Annotated in this window: 15 protein-coding genes; 2 read left to right on the top strand and 13 right to left on the bottom strand. The window is 55.8% G+C overall.

Translation table 11 applies throughout. The features are described from left to right. Window positions 1-96: 96 nt before the first annotated feature. Both F1379_RS00285 and yicI read right to left on the bottom strand, forming a co-directional pair. Entirely contained in the window at window positions 97-1,329 is a 1,233-nt protein-coding gene (locus F1379_RS00285; RefSeq protein WP_239004496.1) for an SGNH/GDSL hydrolase family protein, read from the bottom strand. A gap of 205 nt (window positions 1,330-1,534) precedes the next feature. After that, on the bottom strand, window positions 1,535-3,856 hold the full coding sequence (yicI, locus tag F1379_RS00280) for an alpha-xylosidase (RefSeq protein ID WP_150265106.1): 2,322 nt from the start codon (window positions 3,854-3,856) through the stop codon (window positions 1,535-1,537). A gap of 129 nt (window positions 3,857-3,985) precedes the next feature. Between yicI and F1379_RS00275 the strand changes: the two genes are divergently transcribed. Together F1379_RS00275 and F1379_RS00270 are read left to right on the top strand one after the other, a co-directional pair. Beyond that, entirely contained in the window at window positions 3,986-4,906 is a 921-nt protein-coding gene (locus F1379_RS00275; protein ID WP_150265104.1) for an AraC family transcriptional regulator, read from the top strand. 104 nt (window positions 4,907-5,010) lie between these two features. Beyond that, complete coding sequence (locus F1379_RS00270) at window positions 5,011-5,361, top strand: nuclear transport factor 2 family protein (protein WP_150265102.1); 351 nt, start codon at window positions 5,011-5,013, stop codon at window positions 5,359-5,361. Between the two features lie 855 nt (window positions 5,362-6,216). On the opposite strand, the gene F1379_RS00265 is transcribed toward F1379_RS00270, so the two are convergent. The 11 genes from F1379_RS00265 to F1379_RS00210 all read right to left on the bottom strand — a co-directional run bounded on the left by F1379_RS00265 (window position 6,217) and on the right by F1379_RS00210 (window position 20,698). Further along, window positions 6,217-7,119 (bottom strand): sensor histidine kinase, encoded by a 903-nt coding sequence (locus F1379_RS00265; protein ID WP_150265100.1) that lies wholly within the window; start codon window positions 7,117-7,119, stop codon window positions 6,217-6,219. Between the two features lie 42 nt (window positions 7,120-7,161). After that, a complete protein-coding gene (locus F1379_RS00260) occupies window positions 7,162-7,899 on the bottom strand; it encodes a hypothetical protein (RefSeq protein WP_150265098.1) in 738 nt (245 codons plus the stop codon). Further along, the gene (locus F1379_RS00255; protein WP_150265095.1) at window positions 7,892-8,815 is read right to left on the bottom strand and encodes an ABC transporter ATP-binding protein; all 924 of its coding nucleotides are present in this window, start codon (window positions 8,813-8,815) and stop codon (window positions 7,892-7,894) included. Before F1379_RS00255 ends, F1379_RS00260 begins: the two co-directional genes overlap by 8 nt. Window positions 8,816-8,919: 104 nt before the next feature. Further along, window positions 8,920-9,612 (bottom strand): response regulator transcription factor, encoded by a 693-nt coding sequence (locus F1379_RS00250; RefSeq protein ID WP_150265093.1) that lies wholly within the window; start codon window positions 9,610-9,612, stop codon window positions 8,920-8,922. Window positions 9,613-10,295: 683 nt separating this feature from the next. Beyond that, window positions 10,296-12,854 carry a methyltransferase gene (locus F1379_RS30140; protein WP_239004495.1) on the bottom strand — a complete coding sequence of 853 codons (2,559 nt, stop codon included), beginning with the start codon at window positions 12,852-12,854 and terminating at the stop codon, window positions 10,296-10,298. Between the two features lie 489 nt (window positions 12,855-13,343). Continuing rightward, window positions 13,344-14,219, bottom strand: coding sequence for a radical SAM/SPASM domain-containing protein (locus F1379_RS00235; protein ID WP_150265091.1), 876 nt, complete (start codon window positions 14,217-14,219; stop codon window positions 13,344-13,346). 23 nt (window positions 14,220-14,242) lie between these two features. Beyond that, complete coding sequence (locus tag F1379_RS00230) at window positions 14,243-15,229, bottom strand: Gfo/Idh/MocA family protein (RefSeq protein WP_150265089.1); 987 nt, start codon at window positions 15,227-15,229, stop codon at window positions 14,243-14,245. A 376-nt stretch (window positions 15,230-15,605) separates the two neighbouring features. After that, complete coding sequence (gene thrC, locus F1379_RS00225; RefSeq protein WP_150265087.1) at window positions 15,606-16,988, bottom strand: threonine synthase; 1,383 nt, start codon at window positions 16,986-16,988, stop codon at window positions 15,606-15,608. Between the two features lie 228 nt (window positions 16,989-17,216). After that, window positions 17,217-17,711 carry a CYTH domain-containing protein gene (locus tag F1379_RS00220; RefSeq protein WP_150265085.1) on the bottom strand — a complete coding sequence of 165 codons (495 nt, stop codon included), beginning with the start codon at window positions 17,709-17,711 and terminating at the stop codon, window positions 17,217-17,219. 175 nt (window positions 17,712-17,886) lie between these two features. Continuing rightward, window positions 17,887-19,611 carry an adenine deaminase gene (locus tag F1379_RS00215; RefSeq protein ID WP_150265084.1) on the bottom strand — a complete coding sequence of 575 codons (1,725 nt, stop codon included), beginning with the start codon at window positions 19,609-19,611 and terminating at the stop codon, window positions 17,887-17,889. A 22-nt stretch (window positions 19,612-19,633) separates the two neighbouring features. Continuing rightward, window positions 19,634-20,698: an ABC transporter ATP-binding protein gene (locus F1379_RS00210; RefSeq protein ID WP_150265083.1), complete on the bottom strand. Its 1,065-nt coding sequence runs from the start codon at window positions 20,696-20,698 to the stop codon at window positions 19,634-19,636. Between the last annotated feature and the right edge of the window lie 13 nt (window positions 20,699-20,711).

The following is a 20,711-nucleotide window of genomic DNA, read 5'->3' as shown; positions in this document are numbered from 1 at the left end:
TACGATCAGCCTCTTGTCATACGGCCCTGACTCTCTACCCTACTCTACTCTACTCTACTCTACTCTACTTCACTCCACCTCTAATCTGCTCACCGCTCACTTCCCGCTCCCATACCACTCCAGAAACGCCTCCGCGACCGCCTTCCCGGCGTCGCCGTTCGGGTGCGGGTCGTACTCGTCGCTCATGAATTCGCGGCGGATGCGGTGCTCCTGCGGGGCAGGCTCCGACAGGACGGCGGCGATGTCGAACACCCGGTCCACTCCGGCCGGCGGGTTCTCCAGAATCGTGCGGTTTACCGTGCGCCAGTACGCCTCACGCTCCTCCACGAAGTTGAACGGCGGCACGGTGCTCAGGATGACCTTCACCGCCGGGTTTGCCGCCTTAATCTCTGCAATAATATGCGCCAGATCGGTGAGCAGCTCATCGGCTGTGCGTTTGCCGATATCCAGATCGTTGACGCCCAGCACGATTAGCACCTCGTCGCCCTGCTTGGCCTTCTCCAGCCACGGTCCGTCTGTCGCCACATCGTAACCCCGGCCCCAGCCGGAGCCGAGATTCCACAGCCCGTACTCCGTCCCCAGACCCTCGGCAATGCGCGCCGCCCAATAGGTATATTGGTCTTTGGCCGTTCTGACGCCCTGCGTGATCGAATCGCCCAGGAAGATCAGCTTCTTCTGCACCTGCTTCTTGTACCCGATATAACTCGGCGCCACCAGCAGCTTATCTGATAGTGCGAAGCCTTTGCCGCTTTCGCTGTCCGCCAGCTCCCCTGCAGCATCGTAGCCGCTGACCAGCATGCCTTCTACGTTAAACGGCACGCTCGGTCCTGCAGCTTCAGTCTTTATCGTCCAGGTGAACGCCAGGTAATGCCCCTCCGGCAGATCAAGCCGAACTTCATCGCTCCAGAAAGTCTCACCCGAGCCTACCGCCTTCGAAGCAATGCCGCCAAACATAACCGGTACCTGCGTTCCCGCCGCCACGCTGCCATCCGGATGCAGTCCGCCATCGGCGACATACGCCGCTGCAATGCTCCATTCCCCTCCGGGCCGGCTGGCTCTTGATTCTTGGCCCTGATCCCAGGTCGAATCCACGGCATTGCTGTGCCACAGCTTCAGCGTCAGGCTGCCGCCTTCTCTCACCCGGAAGTAGGTGCGGTAGGTATGGGTAAACGGCTCTGCCGCATTCATTATAAAATTGGCCGCCGTCGAAACCACGGTAACCGAAGAAAATTCGGTTTCGCTGTATACACCGCCACCGTTTATACTGTTCTTTATGTTCTCGATGTTCACACTCTTCTCGATGTTCTCGATGTTCTCACTAAAACTCACTGCAATCTCCCCCGTCACTCATTCTATCCGCTTTCTACCTGCTAAACCCAAGCATATGCATGGCTTTCTGCACCCTATCTTCGGACACTGTCCGCCATTGGACGAGCCCGCCAATATCACGAAACTCTCCGCACTTCAAAAAGCTCCCCGATGGTCCGGAACGCCAGGCGTCCCCTCCCATCAGGGAGCTTGTGTCAGTGATACACTATTTCAGTTCGATAGTGAAGGAGACGGATTTCGCTCCTGCAGCCACTGTTACTGTGGTTTCGTCCGCTTGCTCTGCACCGTTTACGGAAGCGATGGCTCCGAGGTCGTTCAGGGCCAGGGAGAATGCTTTGCCGCTGCCCTCGGCAGTTACAGTCACGCTGCTGCCGCTGCGCACAGCCTTCACGCTCAGCTCAGGTGCACCGTTGATGTCGCGCACAGTCGCTGTTGCCGTCTTGCCGTCTTCCAGGCTGTACAGGCCGAATTTCACGCCGTCTGCAAAATCATAGTCCGGACGGTTATCCACGCTGCCTGTTGCCAGGAGCGAGTTCGGACGTACGAACAGCGGAAGGCTGAAGAAGTCATACGTTTCCTTGCGCCACGATCCGCCGACAACAGTCTCGCCATTAAGCAGATGTGTCCAGCGTCCGGCCGGCAGATAGTATTTCACTTCGCCGTTCTCTTGCAGGATTGGTGCAACCAGCAGGGTGTCACCCAGCATGTATTGACGGTCCAGCAATTCGCAGGTCGGATCTTCCGGGAATTCCATCACCATGGCGCGCATCGAAGCCCAGCCATGCTCATGCGCCTGTCCCGCTACATCGTAGAGGTAAGGCATCAGGCTGCATTTGAGCTTGGTGAAGAAGCGTGTAACATCAACCGCTTCGTCGTCGTAAGCCCAAGGCACACGGTACGAGGTGCTGCCGTGCAGACGGCTGTGGCTGGACAGCAGGCCAAAGGCCAGCCAGCGCTTGAACACATGCGCCGGAGCGGTGTTCTCGAAGCCGCCGATGTCATGGCTCCAGAAGCCGAAGCCGGAGAGGCCGAGCGACAGGCCGCCGCGCAGGCTTTCTGCCATCGACTCGTAGTCCGCGTAGCAGTCGCCGCCCCAGTGAACCGGGAACTGCTGGCCGCCGGCGGTTGCCGAACGGGCGAATACGGCCGCTTCGTTCTTGCCGAGCTTTTCTTCGAGGACATCAAATACCACTTTATTATAGAGCTGAGTGTAGTAGTTATGCATCTTCATCGGGTCGGAGCCGTCGAAGTAGACGACATCCGTAGGAATACGCTCGCCGAAGTCGGTCTTGAAGCTGTCGACGCCCATGTCCACCAGGTCACGCAGGTAACCGGCATACCATTCGCAAGCCGCAGGGTTGGTGAAGTCCACCAGGCCCATGCCCGCCTGCCACAGGTCGGTTTGGTATACGTCGCCGTTAGCTTTTTTGATCAGATAGCCGTTCTTCTTGCCTTCTTCAAACAGACGCGAGCGCTGTCCGATATAGGAGTTGATCCAGACGCAAATCTTCAGGCCTTTGTCCTTCAGGCGTTTCAGCATGCCCTTAGGGTCCGGGAAGACGCGCTCATCCCACTGGAAGTCGGTCCATTGGTACTCGCGCATCCAGAAGCAGTCGAAGTGGAATACATGCAGCGGCAGATCGCGCTCAGCCATGCCTTCTACGAAGGAGTTCACAGTTGCTTCATCGTAGTCGGTGGTGAATGAAGTCGTCAGCCACAGGCCGAAGGTCCAAGCCGGAGGAAGGGCCGGTTTGCCGGTCAGAGCCGTGTAGTTGCTCATAACATCCTTAACGGTAGGTCCGTCGATTACGTAGTATTCCAGGCGTTCGCCGGTTACGCTGAACTGCGCTTTTTTCACCTTTTCCGAAGCGATTTCGTACGAAACCAGTTCCGGATGGTTAACAAACACGCCGTAGCCCTTGCTTGTTACATAGAAAGGAATGTTCTTGTAGGCCTGCTCGGAGCTGGTACCGCCGTCCTTGTTCCAGATGTCGACAACCTGTCCGTTCTTGACAAAAGCGGTGAAGCGTTCGCCCAGACCGTATACATACTCGCCAACGCCGAGGTCCAGCTCTTCGCGCATGTAGGTGTTGCCGTCCTGGTCGGTAATCCAGGCCATCGATTTGTAACCGCTGCCGGTAATGCGCTCTTCGCCGCGGTAGAAGTCTACGGACCAGTGGGTGCCTTTGTTGATGACGACGCGCAGTCCGCCGGTGATCATTACGGTCTGAGCTTCGTTCTCTTCGATCTGCACATGATCGCTGTTACCCTTGGCCAGTTCAAACACTGGACCGCGTTCCTGGGCGCCGTCGTGATGAACAATATTGACGCCGACCACACCCGGAAGCGGGGAATGGAATTTAACGGTAAGGAGGGTTGAGTTCAGCGTTGCCGCACGTCCCGTAATCGGGGTTGTTTGGGTAACCGCAGTCAATCCTTCGGAAGTTTTCTCTACCACATAGTTCTGCACAGCGCCGTTGATGTTGATTCCGTCGCGAACCAGCCAGAGGCCGTCTGTAAATTTCATGTGAATGCTTGCCACCCTTCAATTTGGTGTTTATAGTTGCATTATACCGTCAACAAAAGCACAAAACTACTATAATATAGCTCTTTTATAACACTATTCTGATGTTTATCGCCAAAAAGGAGGCTCATCATGGACCGCACGTCCCAAAGGCTGCTTAAGGAAGACCGTGTCCACGGGGATGTCATGTTCCCGCTGGCCGCTTACTGGATCGAGCTTCCGGCCGGAACGCATATTCTGGACACCCACTGGCATGAGGAAGCGGAGTTCTTTCTGCTGCAGGAAGGCGAGATTACATTCCAGGTGGACACCGACTATTTCCCGCTGAAGCCCGGTGAAGCGGTGTTCATCGAGTCCGGCGATATTCACGCCGCCCATGTGCTGAAGGAAGGGCCCTGCCGCTTCTGCGCATTGGTCTTTCACCAGTCTCTTCTGGCCAGCGCCCAATACGATGCCATCCAGCAATCGGTGATTCTGCCGCTCCAGGAGAAGCGCCAAAGCTTTCCGCGCCATATGACCCCGGAGATTCCGTGGCAGGCGGAGCTGATTGCCCAACTTGAACGCATGCTGGAGGCATATGCTATTAAAATGCCCGGATTCGAAGCCTTTATGAAAGGAACTTTGCTCATTATGCTGTCACAGATCGTTGCCGCCCCCGGACGGGCCGTTAACCACAGCCAATCGGACAGCGCCGACACCACCAAGATCAACCGGCTCAAGACGGTCATTCTCTACATCCAGGAGAACTACCGCGAGCCGATCCGCTTAAGCGACCTGTCGGAGCTGATTCCGATGAGCGAAGGGCAGTTCTCCCGCTTCTTCAAGGCCATGACGCGCAAGACGCCGGTGGATTACATCAACTCCTACCGCATCCGCCAGGCGGCCGACCTGCTCCAGCAGACCGACCGCAAAATCTCCGACATCGCCCTCGAGGTCGGCTTCGACAACGTCAGCTATTTCATCAAGGTGTTCCGCAAGGGCATGAAGTGCTCCCCGTCGGAATTCCGCAAGGGTGAGGCCCCCGGCGCCGGGCAGTCACAGCTGTATCCGTGAGGCGTACCCTCCCATCTCTGCTTACCGCTGCCCGGATGCGTTTAAGTTACCTGTAAGGACGGGTCCGCCTGTCCGGAAAATCTACTTACAGGAGGCAGATAGCCATGAATCAACATGTCACCATGCCGAGTGAAGTACAGGAGTATTTCAATGCCATTAACCGGTATCAGCCCGAGGCTTTTGCAGAAATGTTCGCTCCCGGCGCCAGTGTGAAGGATAACGGCAAGGCAATCCAGGGCAGAGATGCTATCCAGGCCTGGGGGGAAGCGGAAATCTTCTCCGCCAAGGTCCGTTATACGATAATGGAAATTGAAGAAGCCGGAGGGCAGATTGCCGTCACCGCAGAGATGGAGGGTGAATTTAACCGGAACCGTGTTCCTGCGCCGCAGCTGTTCAGACACGAATTCAAGGTGCACGGCGGCAAAATCAGTTCACTTGTTATCACGCCCAAGTAGACAGATGCTCACCGACTTGGTTTTTTGCTAGGATCAAGGTTATCAATTAGGTGGACGCTCCGCAAACGGACTGTTGCTCCAATTGCTCCCCAGTCCAGATTTCTCCATTCCTCTTAGCGGTGAAAATCCGGATACAAAGGCGAACGCTGCCCCTTTTTCGCGGTCGTTCCGTCCGTTTCGGTGTTACTCTGGAGGTCCAGTGGCTTTCCCTTACCCGCAACTTTATCATGTAAGCTGCAATGAACCCAAAAATGCCGGGGCAGCGATCCTCCAATAAAGAGAGAATCGCTGCCCCGGCTTATTGTTTATGCAAATCTATATAAGTTGAACTTAAGAGTTATCCGCTGGCAGCCAGCCCTATAGTTATGATGAGCAAACAGCAGCCCCTGCTCGCAGCTTAGTACGTTGACCGCATAAAATTGTAGCTATGCACCATCTAACTTGCGAATAAGGACTGGAGATGTCTGAGCATATCATCCTTAGATTTGATTTGGTCAATGCACTAATTGGAAAATCGCCACTTAATTCTACCTATAACGGGGTTGATCACGAGTCTAGTTGGATTTCCGCCACTTATTATGAGTGAAAACAAGTAAATACATCAAGATCGCCCAAAATAAGTGGCGATAATCGAATAAGATTACTGAAACCCGTGAAAAAGGCAAAATTAGTGTGCGATAATCGAACTATTTGTTATGAGCGTTTAGGTTTAAAATGAGGATTAGCCTTGGTTACGGCGAAGTCCTGAGAAGTCCTGAACAGTTAACATCCGGTCACAGCTTATGCTTCCGATGCGAGCTTTCCACCGGATAGCTTTAAGGGGGACGCTATAACTCCTACAATTGCAAACTCCCCCTATTCCCCGAACGTAAAGACCATCTGAAACTCCCCGTCAACAAATGCGGCGCCAAGGCTGCCTCCCTGCTTCTCCACCAGCTGCTTCACAATGGAGAGGCCCAGCCCCAGCTGGCCGCTTGACCTCGAAGGATCGCTTGTGTAGGTCCGCTCGAACAGCCTGGGCACATCCTGCGCGCGGATCTGCTCCGTATCGTTCGCGAACACGATCTTCACCCTATCTGCTTCTGTAAACAAGGAGATGGTCAGCCTGCTTTTACCGTAACGGAGCACATTCTGCAGCACATTGGAGAAGATGCGGATCATCGCTTTTTCATCCAGCGGGGTGATCTTCACGCTCTCATCCAGATGGAGCCGGACTTCAATGTTCTTCTGCACCAGATCCGTATGGAACGCGAGAATTACCTCGCTCAGCAGACTGTACAAATAAAGCGGCTGCCTGTTCAGCGGGTAATCCCCGGAATCCATACTGGACAGCTCGTAAAAGGATTCCACGATATTGTTCATAACGGCCAGCTTATGCAAAATAATGTCCAGATACTCCTCCCGCTCGGCTGCCGGAACCGCCGGATTCTTCAGCAGATTGGCATAGCCCTGCAGCGAGGTAAGCGGAGTGCGCAGATCATGTGAAAGGTTCGCGATCTCCTCTTTGATGGCAAGCTCTCTCGCATCATGAAGCACCTGCTCCTGCCTGCGCTGCTCAAGCTGCCTGTTAACGGCCACCACCAGTTGCTCTACTTCACGCCCCGGCAAAGGCAGCTTGATATGGCGATGCTGTACAGGAAGAGCGTCCGCATCCGCGAGTTGCCTTCTTACTTGATTGATGCTGTGCCGCTGCAGCAGATAGGCAATCAGCAGGAAGACGGCTGCCAGAATCGTAAGAATTGAAATAGCCGGATGCATTCGTCTCCTCCCTCCTAAAGACCCGCTTTGCAGCAGCTGTAATCAGAATTCTTCTTTGTTGAACAAATAAAGTCCGATTCCGCAAAAGAACAGCGTGTACACTGCACCGGACGCCCAAGGCTCCCAGGCAGGATAAGACGGTTCGTTATACAGATTGAACAAATAATAGACGGGATTATGGCTGTAGAGCCACTTTGCCCAGGCAAATCTGCCTTGCAGGGCATTCAGAACGTAATGGGGCAGGAAATAGATCAGTACATAGGCTGTGATGATCTGTGTATTCTTCTTCATGACCGCCGCCAGACTATAGTAGGTTGTGATTCCGGCAATCATTACGGGCAGCACGCCAAGCAGGCTCCTGCTGTAATCCGCAAGTGCGTGCTCATGGCTGCGGATCAGCAAGCCCGTTCCAAGCAGCACCGACACCCCAGTCAAGGCAAGCGCGAATAACAGAAACCCGGCCAGTGTAACCAGCAGCTTGGCTGTATAAATACGCTGTCTGCTGTAGCCGTATGCTGCTATATTTTTAAACACCTGCTTATGGTCGCCCATCAGAATCACCGGGAAGGTAAAGAGCAGAACAAATACCACCGGCATCATGGCCAGAACATTGTTATAAAAGAAACGCTCATTGCCGTAACGGAACCCGGGCTCCGACTGCTGGAAGATATACAGAACAACTGCCGCCCCGGCCATCAGCAGCGTGTAGAGCAGCGCGGTGAAATAATAATTCCGTGTCCGGACAAAACGGTACTGCTCACTCTTCATCAGATTAAGCATGCCGCTCACCTCCCAGCAGACCCAGATAGTACTCTTCCAGGTCCTCTCCCGTGACAGCAATGGAACGCACGCCGACTCCGCAGCTGTATAGCGTCCGGTTCAATGCTTCCGTCCTGTCGGTACCGCCGGACAGCCGGATACGGTTGCCCGGGAGAATCCGGTAAGGGATATCCGGGAAATGCTGCTCGAGAACCGTCGCCGCTCTGCCGCTGTCATCCACAACGAGTTCAACGGCTTTCCGGGTCTTGTTCAGCAGCTCCTCTGCCGTCAGCTGCTCCACGATCCGCCCCCGGTCCATAAAAATATAACGGGTAGCCACACTCTGCAGCTCCGACAGCACATGGCTGGAGATCAGGATTGTCACCTTCTTCTCTACGTTCAAGGTCTTCAGAAGCTCCCGGATCTCCGCTTTCCCTTCCGGATCAAGTCCATTGGTCGGCTCATCCAGAATCAGCAGGGCCGGATGCGACATCAGGGCCAGCGCCAGTCCCAGACGCTGCTTCATCCCCAGCGAGAAGTCTTTGAATTTCTTGCTTCCTGTATCCAGCAGGTTAACATCCTTAAGGGCCCGGTCCACCGCCTCTTTACCGGCAATCCCCCGCTGCTGGCGGAAATACTCCAGGTTCTGCCTGGCTGTGAAATCCGGAAAGAAAGCCGGCTCTTCAATCATCGCCCCGATTTTACTGCGCTGCCTTCTTATTCCGGCGGCATCGCTTTTTCCGTAAAGCCTAATGGTACCCGAAGTCGGGAAGACCTGCTCGGTTACACATTTGAACAGGGTGGTTTTGCCCGCGCCATTCTTGCCGATGACCGCAGCAATATCGCCTGCTGCAATACTCAGCTGAATATCCTGAAGCGCATGGACATTCTTGTAGGTTTTGCCAAGTGCCTCAATCTCCAGTATACAATGCATCATCGCTTAAGACTCCCTTGCCGTGTGATAATCCCATTGTATAAAGTCTGCTATTAATAAGCTTTAAGCGAAACCTTAAGAAACCTTAAAGAAGCTTGCGGATATACTTATACAAGCTTGAACCCGATTCCCCAGACGGTGCGGATATACTCCTCTTCCGTTACCGCAGCGAATTTGGCCCGCAGATTGCTGATATGTACATTAATGGTGTTATCGTCGCCGAGGTAGGTTCCCTGCCAGATCTTCCGGTACAGCTCGCTTTTGGAAAAGATATGGTCAGGCCTCGACAGGAGCAGCGCCAGAATCTCAAACTCATATTTCGTCAAAGCCAGCTGCTCTTGATTCAGCGTTACTTCCCTCCGGTTCTTGTCCATCACCAGATTGCGCAGTCGTACGGTCCCCTCATCAGGTTCAGGCACTGGCGCATACTCAAGACGGCGGAGCTGTGCCTGCACTCTGGCCATGACCTCCTCCTGGTCAAAAGGCTTCGTGATATAGTCATCCGCACCCAGACGCAGCAGGCTTACTTTATCCTGGAGCGTGCTTTTTGCAGAGATCACAATGATTGGAACGGTGGACTGCTCACGGATTCGTGTTATCAGCGCCTCTCCGGCGATGCCCGGCAGCATCAGATCCAGCAGCACCAGCTGATAGGCTTCAAGCGACAGCCTCAGCTCAGCCTCACTGCCCGAAAAGGCCGGAACAGCCGTTAACCCTTCGGCCGTAAGCATACGGCACAGCAGCCGGTTAATCTCGCCATCATCTTCTACTACGAGTACTTTGTAATGTGTCTCCTTCACGTCAGTTTGCCTCCAGCTCCCATAATCGCCAATTCCCTTATCCGCCGGAACGGCCTTTGCATTGGCTTCTACGCTCTATTCATCTTAACGTAATATCAAAGGATCGGGTAGAGCGGCCCATTATAGCTGCTGTGTCATTACCGGCGGAGTTATGCAGCGTAACCACTGCGGTAGACGATGAGCTGAACGGGTAGACGGTATGCACTTTCACAGCTTGGGCATCGGTACACAACAAGCCTGAAGCCATCCCGGCCTCAAAGGCGGGAAGCTTCAGGCAGGAGCTTCAGGCAGGGAGCTTCAGGCAGGGAGCTTCAGGCTGTTAGATAGTCCAGTAATAAGCCGCTTTGATCCCGCCGGACAGGATAGTTGTATTCTGTACAACTAAAAACAGCGAAAAGTCATGTTTGTACCCTATAGTTGTACTTTGTACATCTATTTCTGCCGGAATCGGCTAAAACAGGCTTTAGGCGCCCTTATAATTGTACGAACTACACTTAAACCAGCTGCTTGCAGAAATTCAGGCGTTTTAGCTGTACAAAGTGCAATTAAAGATCAAGCGCGACGTAGTATTAGCCGATCAACCTGATGTCATTATCGAGTTACACGTATATAGTCATCAGTTTTTTGGACAAATCAATAGTTTTGCCGGAGTTACCCCACTGACGTGACTCACACCTGCCACCCTAGCCTTTGCGGATCACAATGAAGCAGGTGCTGTCCGGCAAAGATACCTCAGCACCGTGATCATCCATAATTACGATCCGCTCCCTGAGCGCTTCGGTATAGCCATCCTGCAAATAATGCCGGAATACCTCGATTTGTGCCGTTTCACCGAGCGTGCTTTGGATGAACTTCTTATACCTGCCCGGCGTGAAGTAACCAAACTGCTCCTGCACCTCATGCACGTACGCTTCTTCTCCCCAAGTGTAGGTATAGAGGAACTCCATGGCGTCGTTGACAGGCATCAGCACTTCCTGCTCACCGATCACTTCATACTGTATCCGCCGTCCGGCAAAATCCTCCGCGTACCGCGCCAGTGAAGCGAGCCCGTCTTCCTCCAGAAACCGCACACGCCGCCGCTCATGCTCCGGCTCGGTCATAATGCCGTCGCGGATGATGATCACACCGCTGTCCGCAAGCACTTCATAAGCGCTCACCAGTGCCGCCGCCACGGTCTCATGATTGAATTTCCTGCCGTTAAATGGCACGTAGGAATATAGCTCATGCAGAATGGAGGAGAATACCACTGTATCCACCGAACCCGGCGTTACCAGCTCCTTCAGGTTCAGCGCATCCCCCTGCAGCACCTCCCAGCCCCGCTTCTCCCGGGCCTTCCGCTGCTGCAGCGCTTCAATGACATTGCTGGAGATGTCGATGCCCACCGCCTGAACACCAGGCAGCCGCTCTTCGATCAGATCGAGCAGCACTCCGCCGCCCGGACCGATATCCAGCACCTTCGTTCCGGCGATATGCTCCAGAATAACCGCTTTGTAATCGGCTGTCCCGTTCATCTGGCTCAAGTAAGTCTCCTCGTTGTGGAAGCGGTCGAACGCATCGCGGCGCAGACCGAACAGATCGAACAGCATCAGTACCGCCCGCTCGTACAGTGGCGACTTCTCGGCTTCGATGCAGAATTCAATCAGCTTCTCGGCCGCCGGCGAGAACACGAAATCGAAGAAGAGCGTATCCGGCAGCTCCGGCTGCCGCTGCAGCCGGTGCGTCAGATGCGGGTTCGGTGCGGCCTGCATGGTGTGCCTGTGCTGTGCGGCCTGCATTTCCTGTACTTCATATGCACCTTGTCCGCGCTGTGCAGCCTGCACTTCATGCACGTTATGTGCGCCTTGCCTATGCTGTGCTGCTTGGACGTGCATTTCCTGCACTATCTGCCCATCCTGTACACCCTGCACTCCCTGCACTTCCTGCACGTCAAGTGCGCCTTGCCTATGCTGTGCGGCCTGCAATTCCTGCACTTCCCCCGCTCCTGGCAATTCCGGCTCAGCCAACGATCCTTGCGAGTCCCGTCTGCTCCGGCCCAGCTCCTCCCAGCTCAGCTCCGACAAATACTTTTCGATGATCCGCTTCTTATAGACATTGATCTTCTTGACGCCGCGATAGTCATAATAGATGGAGTTCATCACTTCCGCGAAGCTGATATGCTTAGGCCCCTCGCCGGGGGTATGTTCTGAATCCCCGGCAATCAGCAGCATCACCTTCAGGAACTGCTCCAGCGAGAAGGTCTGCAGCGCCGACTCCGCATACCAGAAGGTTGCGGACGACAGCGGCTCAAGCCAATCGGGCCGGAAGCCCTCCACTGCCAGCCGGACCCACTCGGCGGAGAAGTCCTCGCCCCGCGCGGCCGGACCGGTGCGCATCCGGCGCAGCCGCTCCTGCAGCGGCACCGGCTGGATGCCGCCGCCGGCTACCGCCGCGATCAGCCGCTGCACTTCCGGCTGAACCTGCCGCCACAGCTCCGGCGCGACGGCGGCGATGATGCACTGATTGAGCGCCATGAGCAGGCGCTCCAGCTCCTCCGGCGTGAGCAGCCCCTCCTCTGCCAGCGCCGCCAGCGGGCGGTTGACCTCGGGCGGCACCTCGCCGCGGATCTGCTGGCCGATCAGGCCGTGCGTTCCGATCAGCCGGTGGATGATCCGCTCCCGTCCGGCCAGTTCGGCGGCCGGTTCGCGAAGCGGCTCCGCTGGCGCACCGCCAAGGTCCGTGTCCCGCTTTACCACCGGCTCCTGCCTAACAGAACGGTCTCCATGTGGCGCACCGCCAAGGCCCGTGTCCCGCTCTACCACTGGCTCCTGCCGGACGGAACGGTCTCCATGTGGCGCGCCTGCGCTGCCATCAGACCCGTGCGCCGGTCCTCCCAGCACATGCCGCCGATATAACTCGGCCGAGCCGATATTGTGGGCGAAGGTGTTGATGCCCTCCCGCTGCCAGCTTCGGCGCTGCCGTGCACTGCCGCCTTTGGCCGTCTCTGACCAGACGAGCGTCTCTTCGGCCAGCTCCTTAATCCAGTACGACAGCGGCAGACTATCCAGCAGCCGCAGACTTCGCTCGACATAATCGAGCACCGGATTATGGGTATCCAGCTCCCGCAGCGACTCTACCCGCTCCAGATTGACGACCGGCTGCTCAGCCGACGCGATATAAGCCAGCCAAGGTACAGCCACTCCAGGCGTTTCTCCCCGCGCTTCTCTCCGCCGGTACGCTTCTATTACCTGCAACGATTTCAGCATTTACCTGCCTCCCGGGTACAATATCTGCTCTATAATCCACCTATATATGAAACAAATAGCAAGCTCCGGAAGGATGCTTGCTATCATACAAAGTCCGGAAATACCGGCGCTATCTTAATGACGGTCCTGCGGTGGTCTGTGGTGGCCCTGCAATGGTCTTGCAGTGGTCTTGCAATGGTCTTACATTGGTCTTTACAGTAGTCTTAAAGCGGTCTTACAGCGGTCTTACAGCGGTCCTACAGCGATCTTGCAGTGGTCTTTACATTGGTCTTTACATTGGCCCTGACGGTGGTCTTACAGGGTCTTACAGTGGTCTTACAGGATCTTACAATGGCCTTTACAGTGATCCTGCGGCGCTCTTTACAGTGTTCCAGCAGCGCTCCTGCAAAAGTCCAGTAGCGGCCTGGCAACGTTCAAACAACAAATATCTTCCCTGCCCGCGCTGAACCAGCACCGTCCCTTCCCGCTCCGCACCAGCGCACCCTGTCTTCACGCGCCGAACCGCTGGCGGTACCCGCATTTGCGGCACAGCTCTTCCACGGCTTCCCTCCGGGAGAAGCCGTACACCAAAGCGTTCGCCCGCTCGCCCTCTACGATCTGCGAGAACGGCGTCTCATGCAGATTGCCGAGGCCGATGACCCCCTCGCCGTCCAGGCAGCACGGCACAACCGTGCCGTCCACCAGCACCGCAGCCTGGCTGCGCAGCGCGTGGCAGAAGCCCTTGCCGTCATCCTCCGGCTCGCTCAGCGCGGGCCATCTGAACTCATGGTCCTGGTTAATGTATATCTTCGGCGCGATGCGCACCCCGCTGCCTGGAACCACCTTCTCCTCGATCCGGTAATCGAGCCCGAAGGCTTCCTCCAGCACCGCCAGCGTCTCGCGGTTGCGCTGCCGCTCCAGATTGGTCATGTTGTCCTGCGTCAGATTCCACAGCCGGAAGGAGATCAGCACACCCTGCGCCGAAGCCTCCTGCGCAAAAGCGATAATCTCCCGCAGATATCCCTCGCGGTTCTCCGAGCCCTCATGCCCGTCGAAGCTGTGCAGCGAGAAATTCATCTGCCGCAGCGCGGGCTTGCCGAGAAGCTTCGGTCCGGCTTTATGGATCAGTGTTCCGTTCGTGGTAATGTTCACCTTGAGGCCCTTGTCGTGGGCGATATCCAGCAGCTCGGAGACCCGCGGGTGCAGCAGCGGCTCACCTTTTACATGCAGATAGATGTGATCCGTATGCGGCTTGACCTGATCCAGAATGCCGCTGAAGGTCTCCGGCTTCATAAAGTTCTTGGTACGCTCCGTCGGCGGACAAAAGCTGCAGGCGAGGTTGCAGACGCTTGTTATCTCGATGTAGACCTTTTTAAAAGTGCGCAAGTTCCGCTTCCTCCCCCTTCTCCTTACAGATCCGCCGGATAACGCAGCCCGATCTGGAACCGTGCATCCTCCATCACTTCGGCCACCGCCAGCGAATTGGCATGGCTGTTGACCCTGCTCTCCCGTTCCCCGTTCTTCAGCAGGGTGATGAATTCCTTCGTTTCATAATACATGGATTCGTACACCTGCGGCAGCGTCAGCTCTTCAACCGCACCGTCGCGGTAATGGATCTTCACCTGATACGGCTGGTTGATCTTGTCGATCACCATCGTGGCATTCTCGCCCTGAATTTCCGCCGGCAGATAGGAGTCCGTAATCTTGGAATACATGACCACCGCATCCATCTCCGGATACTTCATGACTATACTGCCTTCGCCGTCCACACCGGACGCCAGCATCACACCCGTAGCCTTCACCATTTCGGGCTTGCCGAACAGCACCACCATCGGATACAGACAATATATGCCGAGGTCCATCAGTGAGCCATTGGAGTATTCCGGGTTAAAAGCGTTCAGCACCGTCCCCTGCCGGTAAGCATCGTAGCGCGAAGAGTACTGGCAATAGCCTGCAAAATACCGCCGTACCTGCCCCAGCTTGTACAGATTATCGCGAATCACGTCAAAATTCGGCGCAAACGTCGACTTCATCGCCTCCATCAGCAGCACCCCATTGCGCTCAGCCGCCTCAATCATCTTCTTCAGCTCCCGGCTGTTGGAAGCCGCCGGCTTCTCCACCAGAACATGCTTGCCGTAGTTCATACAGACTATCGCCTGCTCGGCATGCATGGAGTTCGGGCTGGCGATATAGACTGCATCCACATCTGCGCTTGAAGCCATCGTCTCCAGATCGGTATAAATGGCTGCGCCTGCATATTTAGCGGCAAAAGCCCTGCCCTTCTCCTCCGTGCGCGAATACACCGCAGTCAGGATAAACTCCTCGTTCTCCAGGCCGGCTTGAATAAAGCGGTCCGTAATCCAGTTGGTGCCTACAACCCCGAATCGAATGGTCATGTGAAATCCCGTCCTTTTCTCGTCTCTGGCTAATATCTAAAAGCTATTTTCTCACTCCATGGCAGCTATGTCTACTTTTCGACAGGAATTTGCCGACAAATTCCGCAATTTCATTTTGTGAAAAAAAGTGCAAAGCATTCACTCCGGACCCGTACCTATGCCATTACCCACTTACCACCGCTCTCCTGCCACAGTGCCCGCACATCTTACCCAGGCGTTACCTTCCTGTCGTTACTTCCCTGCCCTTCCTACCTGCCAATGCTTGCCTTCCCTTGCCTTCACTGCCTTTCCCTGTCACACAAAAGCGCCCCGCTTCCTTCTCTTTAGAAGAAAGCAGGGCGCTTTTGCGGTAGACCCAAATTCTTGTTAGCTGCTGTTAAAAGAACGCCTTAAGCTCGCCGACAATCTGCTCCAGGTCATTCTCCACCACAGTCATATGCTGCGGCAGGGAGAACAGGCGGGAGATCGGCTCAGGGAATTCCTGCTGGATGCCGGTCAAGGCAATCGACTCATCGAATTTGGCCGGATGTGCGGTAGCGAACGTTACCGTAATGTCCTCCGGAGTACTGCAGGCTTCATAAGCCGCAATTCCGCAAGCGGTATGCGGGTCAAGCAAATAGCCGTATTCCTGCTCATATTTACCGATGATGTCGAGGCACTGCTGATTCTTCACGCCAAGTGCTCCGAAATCCTTCTGCACCTGATCCAGCAATTCGCCCTCCACCGTAATCTTGCCGTCCGTCTTCAAGAGCGACATATACGCCGACAGCTTCACCGCATCTTCGCCGAGCAAATAGTACAGATAACGCTCGAAGTTGCTGGCGACCTGAATATCCATTGAAGGGCTATGGGTGCCTACGAAATTACCCGGCTTGTACTCGCCCGTGAGCACGAAGCGCTCGAGGATATTGTTCTCGTTGGTGGCGATGATCAGCTTGCCGATGGGCAGCCCCATCCGCTGCGCGAGATAGCCGGAGAAAATATTGCCGAAATTCCCCGACGGCACACTGATGTTGATCTTCCCGATGTCCGCCGGGAGCTGCAGATACGCATGGAAATAATAGACCGTCTGCGCCAGAATGCGCACGAAGTTAATGGAGTTGATCGCCCGCAGGTGATAGCGGCCCTTGAAGTCCAGATCTGCGAACAGCTCCTTGATCGCCTGCTGGCAATCGTCGAAGGTTCCATTGACGGACAGATTGAGCACGTTGGCGTCGTCCACCGTCGTCATCTGCAGCTCCTGCACCTTGCTGACCTTGTTATGCGGATGCAGGATACAGATCTTGATGCCCTCCTTGCCGCGTACCCCGGCAATCGCCGCAGCACCGGTATCCCCCGAGGTGGCCCCGAGAATATGGATGATTTCGCCGCGCACCTTGGCAATGTAGGAATACAGCTCGCCCATAAACTGCAGAGCCACATCCTTGAAGGCAAAGGTCGGTCCGTGGAACAGCTCCAGTACATACAGGGAATCATTGACTTTATGAAGAGGCGCCACTTCCGGCGCGCGGAAATTGGCGTAGCTGGTGTTGACCATTTTTTTCAGATCGTCGTAGGGAATTTCATCGTTCGTATAATAGGAGAAAATCTCCAGGAACAGCTCCTGGAAGCTGAGCCCTCTCCACTCCGCCAGCGTCTCCGCCGAAATCTGCGGAATCTGCACCGGCACCATCAGCCCGCCGTCGTCGGCCAGCCCCATCAGTACCGTATCGATAAATCCCCGCGCTTCCACATTGCCTCTGGTGCTTATATACTCCATATCTTTCTCATCCTCCTGGCCCCTCATATATAACCTATATAGTAACACGTTTAAGCGCTAAAGTACGATACTTCCGTGTCAAGTTTTGCAGAAAAATTGCCGGCACGGCTGCTCTTACTGTCGATAAACTTGCATCGCCGTCCGCATTGGCCCGCAGCGGGTTACTGTAGCACTAACCTGTTACTGCTGCTTATAGGGTTTCTTATACCGCCTGCTTTATGGCTCTCTTTACTTGTTCTGCAGCTCCCGCCATACGGTCTTGTTGCTGTACTTGCGCTCCTCGCTGATGTCCTGCCCGAACCATTCCGGCGCCTGGAAGCTCTGCGCTTCCTCCAGCGAATCGAACTCTACCTCAAGCACGGAAAGCTCCAACTGAGTGTACAGATCAATCTCCACCGTGATGCCGTTCCAGACACCGGTAATCCGGGTTTTGACGAGGGGGATAGCCTTGGCCATCCCGATCACCTGATTGTAAATCCCTTCCGAGATACCATATTCGATCTCCTGGCGGCTGATCCCTTTGCCGTCCTTGAAGGTATGTGTATACGTCACTTCGCCGGTATCCAGATCGCTGACTTTGCGCACCCGCAGCTCCTGCCCGTCCTCAATTGCCAGATACGTCTGGTCAATGCTGTGCCGGGTGATCACCTTCAGCTCGCCAGCTTCTATCAGCGCCTCTGGATACTCCGGCAACAAAAATTTCAGTTCAATCTCCATGCCCATGCTGCATCTCTCCTCTGTATGCTACCGCTTGTGTTACATATTATTAATCATCATAGGGGCGGGTCATTCGCAAGTCAATCGCAAAAGCCGAAGCTCATCCCACATTCCGCATTCAATTAGAAAAGGCGCCCGCCAGGGCGCCCTTTCTCTTACCATTTCAGTTACACCAAAATATCTATGCTTCCCCAAGCGGGAACAGCAGCGGCACTACCTTGCCTGCGCTGACATCGATCAGGCCGTGGTCCGTGATCTTCAGCGCCGGGCTGACCGGCAGCGAATGCGTGCTGATCGACATAATCGGGTTGTAGTGATTGTAGCCCAGCGACTCCATCGCCTTGCGCAGCGCGAGCACACGCTCCGCCGTCTCGGCCAGCGGCGCCTCGGTCAGAATGCCGCCGACCGGCAGCGCCAGCAGGGCCAGCACCTCGCCGTCACAGACGACGCAGAAGCCGCCCTGCTCGGCAATGACCGTATTGGCGGCGAGCGCCATGTCCTCGGGATTGTGGCCGACTACAAGCAGATTGTGGTTGTCGTGCGAATACGTCGTCGCCACCGCGCCGCGCTTGATCGTGTCGCCGCCGATCAGCCCATAGGCGCGGTTCCCGTTCTTGCCGTAGCGCTCAAAGGTGGCGATCAGGCCGCAGCCGGTGTCCTGCCACTGCAGCAGGCCGCCCTTCACATCAGCCTCCACATGCTTCTCCCCGGTAAACGTGGACACGTTGTTGACCGTCATCACGCGGGCGCCGTAGCGGCCGTCAGGCAGCTCCGACGGCACGGCTGCGAAGTCCGAGGCGCTAAGCGGTGCCAGCTGCACGCTCTTGTAGAAGTGCGCCGGGAAGCGCGGCTGCGGCGCAGCTTGTTCCTGCGGCAGGCTGCGGTCCCACACCTGCGCACCCCGCTTGTAAACCGCCTCAATCGTGAAGCTGCTGAGGTCCGAGAGCAGCAGATAATCGGCGGTTTTGTTCGGCGCAATCACGCCGCGGTCGCCCAGCTTCATCCGCCGGGCCGGCGTGAACGTGGCCGCATAGATTGCGGCCTCCGGGGCCATGCCCATGGCGATGGCCTTGCGGACCAGATGGTCCAGATGCCCGGTCGCCGCCAGCGAGTCGGTCATTACGTCATCGGTCACGAAGCAGAAATGCTCGCTGACGGGGTGCTGGATCAGATAGTCGACAACCTCCGGGGTCATCGACTTCTCCTGAATTTCGATGAACATGCCGGCGGCAATCCGCGCGGTCATCCCCTCAATGCTCTGATGGGTATGATCGGAATCAATCCCGGCAAAGATCAGCCGGTGCAGGTCCAGGTCCAGCAGCTTCGGCGTATGGCCCTCGATAACAAGGCCGGGATACTTGCTGCGGACATGCCGGAGGATCTGGTTGCTTTTACAATCGGGATCACGGATGACATCGACGAAATTCATCACCTCTCCGAGACAGATCATCTGCTCCGTGGCCATCAGCTCGTCGATATCGGCAATTTCAATCGAACCCCCCGTGGTCTCCAGCGGAGTCGCCGGCACCGAGCTCGGAATCGCGTAGAACATGTCCACCTGGCAGTCCTGGCTGGCCCGGATCATCTCATGCACACCTTCAACGCCGAACACATTGGCCATCTCATGCGGCTCGGGAACAATCGTCGTCACCCCATGCTGCAGAATACCGTAGGAGAACGTCTCCGGCGTAATCATCGTGCTCTCAATATGCAGGTGGATATCGATCAGCCCGGGCACCAGATACTGCCCCTCAGCCTCGATTATCTCTCTAGCTGCGAACGTTTCCGCACCAAGCTGGCCGACATAGAGAAAACGCCCGTCTTTTACCGCAACATTCGCCGTCTCGAACCGTTTATAGTAACTGTTGTACACTTTAGCGTTCAGTATTAGTTGATCTGTAATCATCATGTCTGCTCCTTATGAGGCGCTACTGCACCAGCACCAGCTTCTCTTTTGGAAAATAAACCGTGACCTGCTGTCCCTGCACGAATGGCTGCTCCATCTCCTGATTTACCGTGAACACACCCAGCTCCGTCTCCACCTGATACTGGTAGCTGCGGCCGAGATACGTGCTGATCTGCACGGTTCCCGGCAAAATGTTGCTGGCCGTGCCAGGCTCCGGGCTAGCTGCAAACAGCTGTAAATCATCAGGGCGGATCGCTCCGAGCAATCCGGTGTTGCCGAGGCCCTCCGGCCGTTTGGCTGCAAAGAATTTCAGCTCTCCGCGGCTGAGTTCAATATCCGTACCTTCATCCTTCCGTCCGTCAAAAGCGATGAAGTTCCCGAATCCAATAAACCGGGCGACAAACTCACTGGCCGGGTATTTGAAGATCGCCGACGGCTTGTCGAGCTGCTCGATCTTACCATTGTTCATGACAGCCACCTGATCGGAGATCGAGAAGCACTCCTCCTGGTCGTGGGAGACATAGACCGTGGTAATCCCCAGCTCCTGCTGAATCCGGCGGATTTCCACGCGCATGTTCACCCGCAGGTTGGCGTCGAGGTTGCTCAGCGGCTCGTCGAACAGCAGCAGATCCGGCTCAATGACGAGGGCCCGCGCAATGGCTACCCGCTGGCGCTGTCCGCCGGACAAGGCGGCGGGAAGTCTCTTCTCAAAGCCGCCCAGACTGACGATTTCCAGCATCCGGTTCACCCGCTTCTTCACTTCCGCTTCCTTCAGCTTGCGCAGCCGCAGGCCGAACGCCACATTGTCAAACACCGACAGATGCGGGAACAGCGCATAGCTCTGGAACACAAAGCCGAAGTTGCGCTTCTCGACCGGAACCTTGGTGTAATCCTTCCCGCCGAACATGAAGGCTCCCGCTTCCGCATTCAGGAATCCGGCGATCAGGCGCAGGGTCGTGGTTTTGCCGCAGCCGCTGGGGCCAAGCAGGGAGAGAAGCTGGCCCTTTGCCAGCGACAGATTGAAATCCTCCAGAATCAGACGGTTGTCATACGCAACCGATACCTGCTCAAGACTTAAAAGTGACATTGCGTTATGCCTC

Source organism: Paenibacillus tepidiphilus, from assembly GCF_008635795.1.
Classification (GTDB): Bacteria; Bacillota; Bacilli; order Paenibacillales; family Paenibacillaceae; genus Paenibacillus_AQ; species Paenibacillus_AQ tepidiphilus.
The sequence above is the reverse complement of the archived record's forward strand: the minus strand, read 5'-3'. Positions and strand labels throughout refer to the sequence as shown.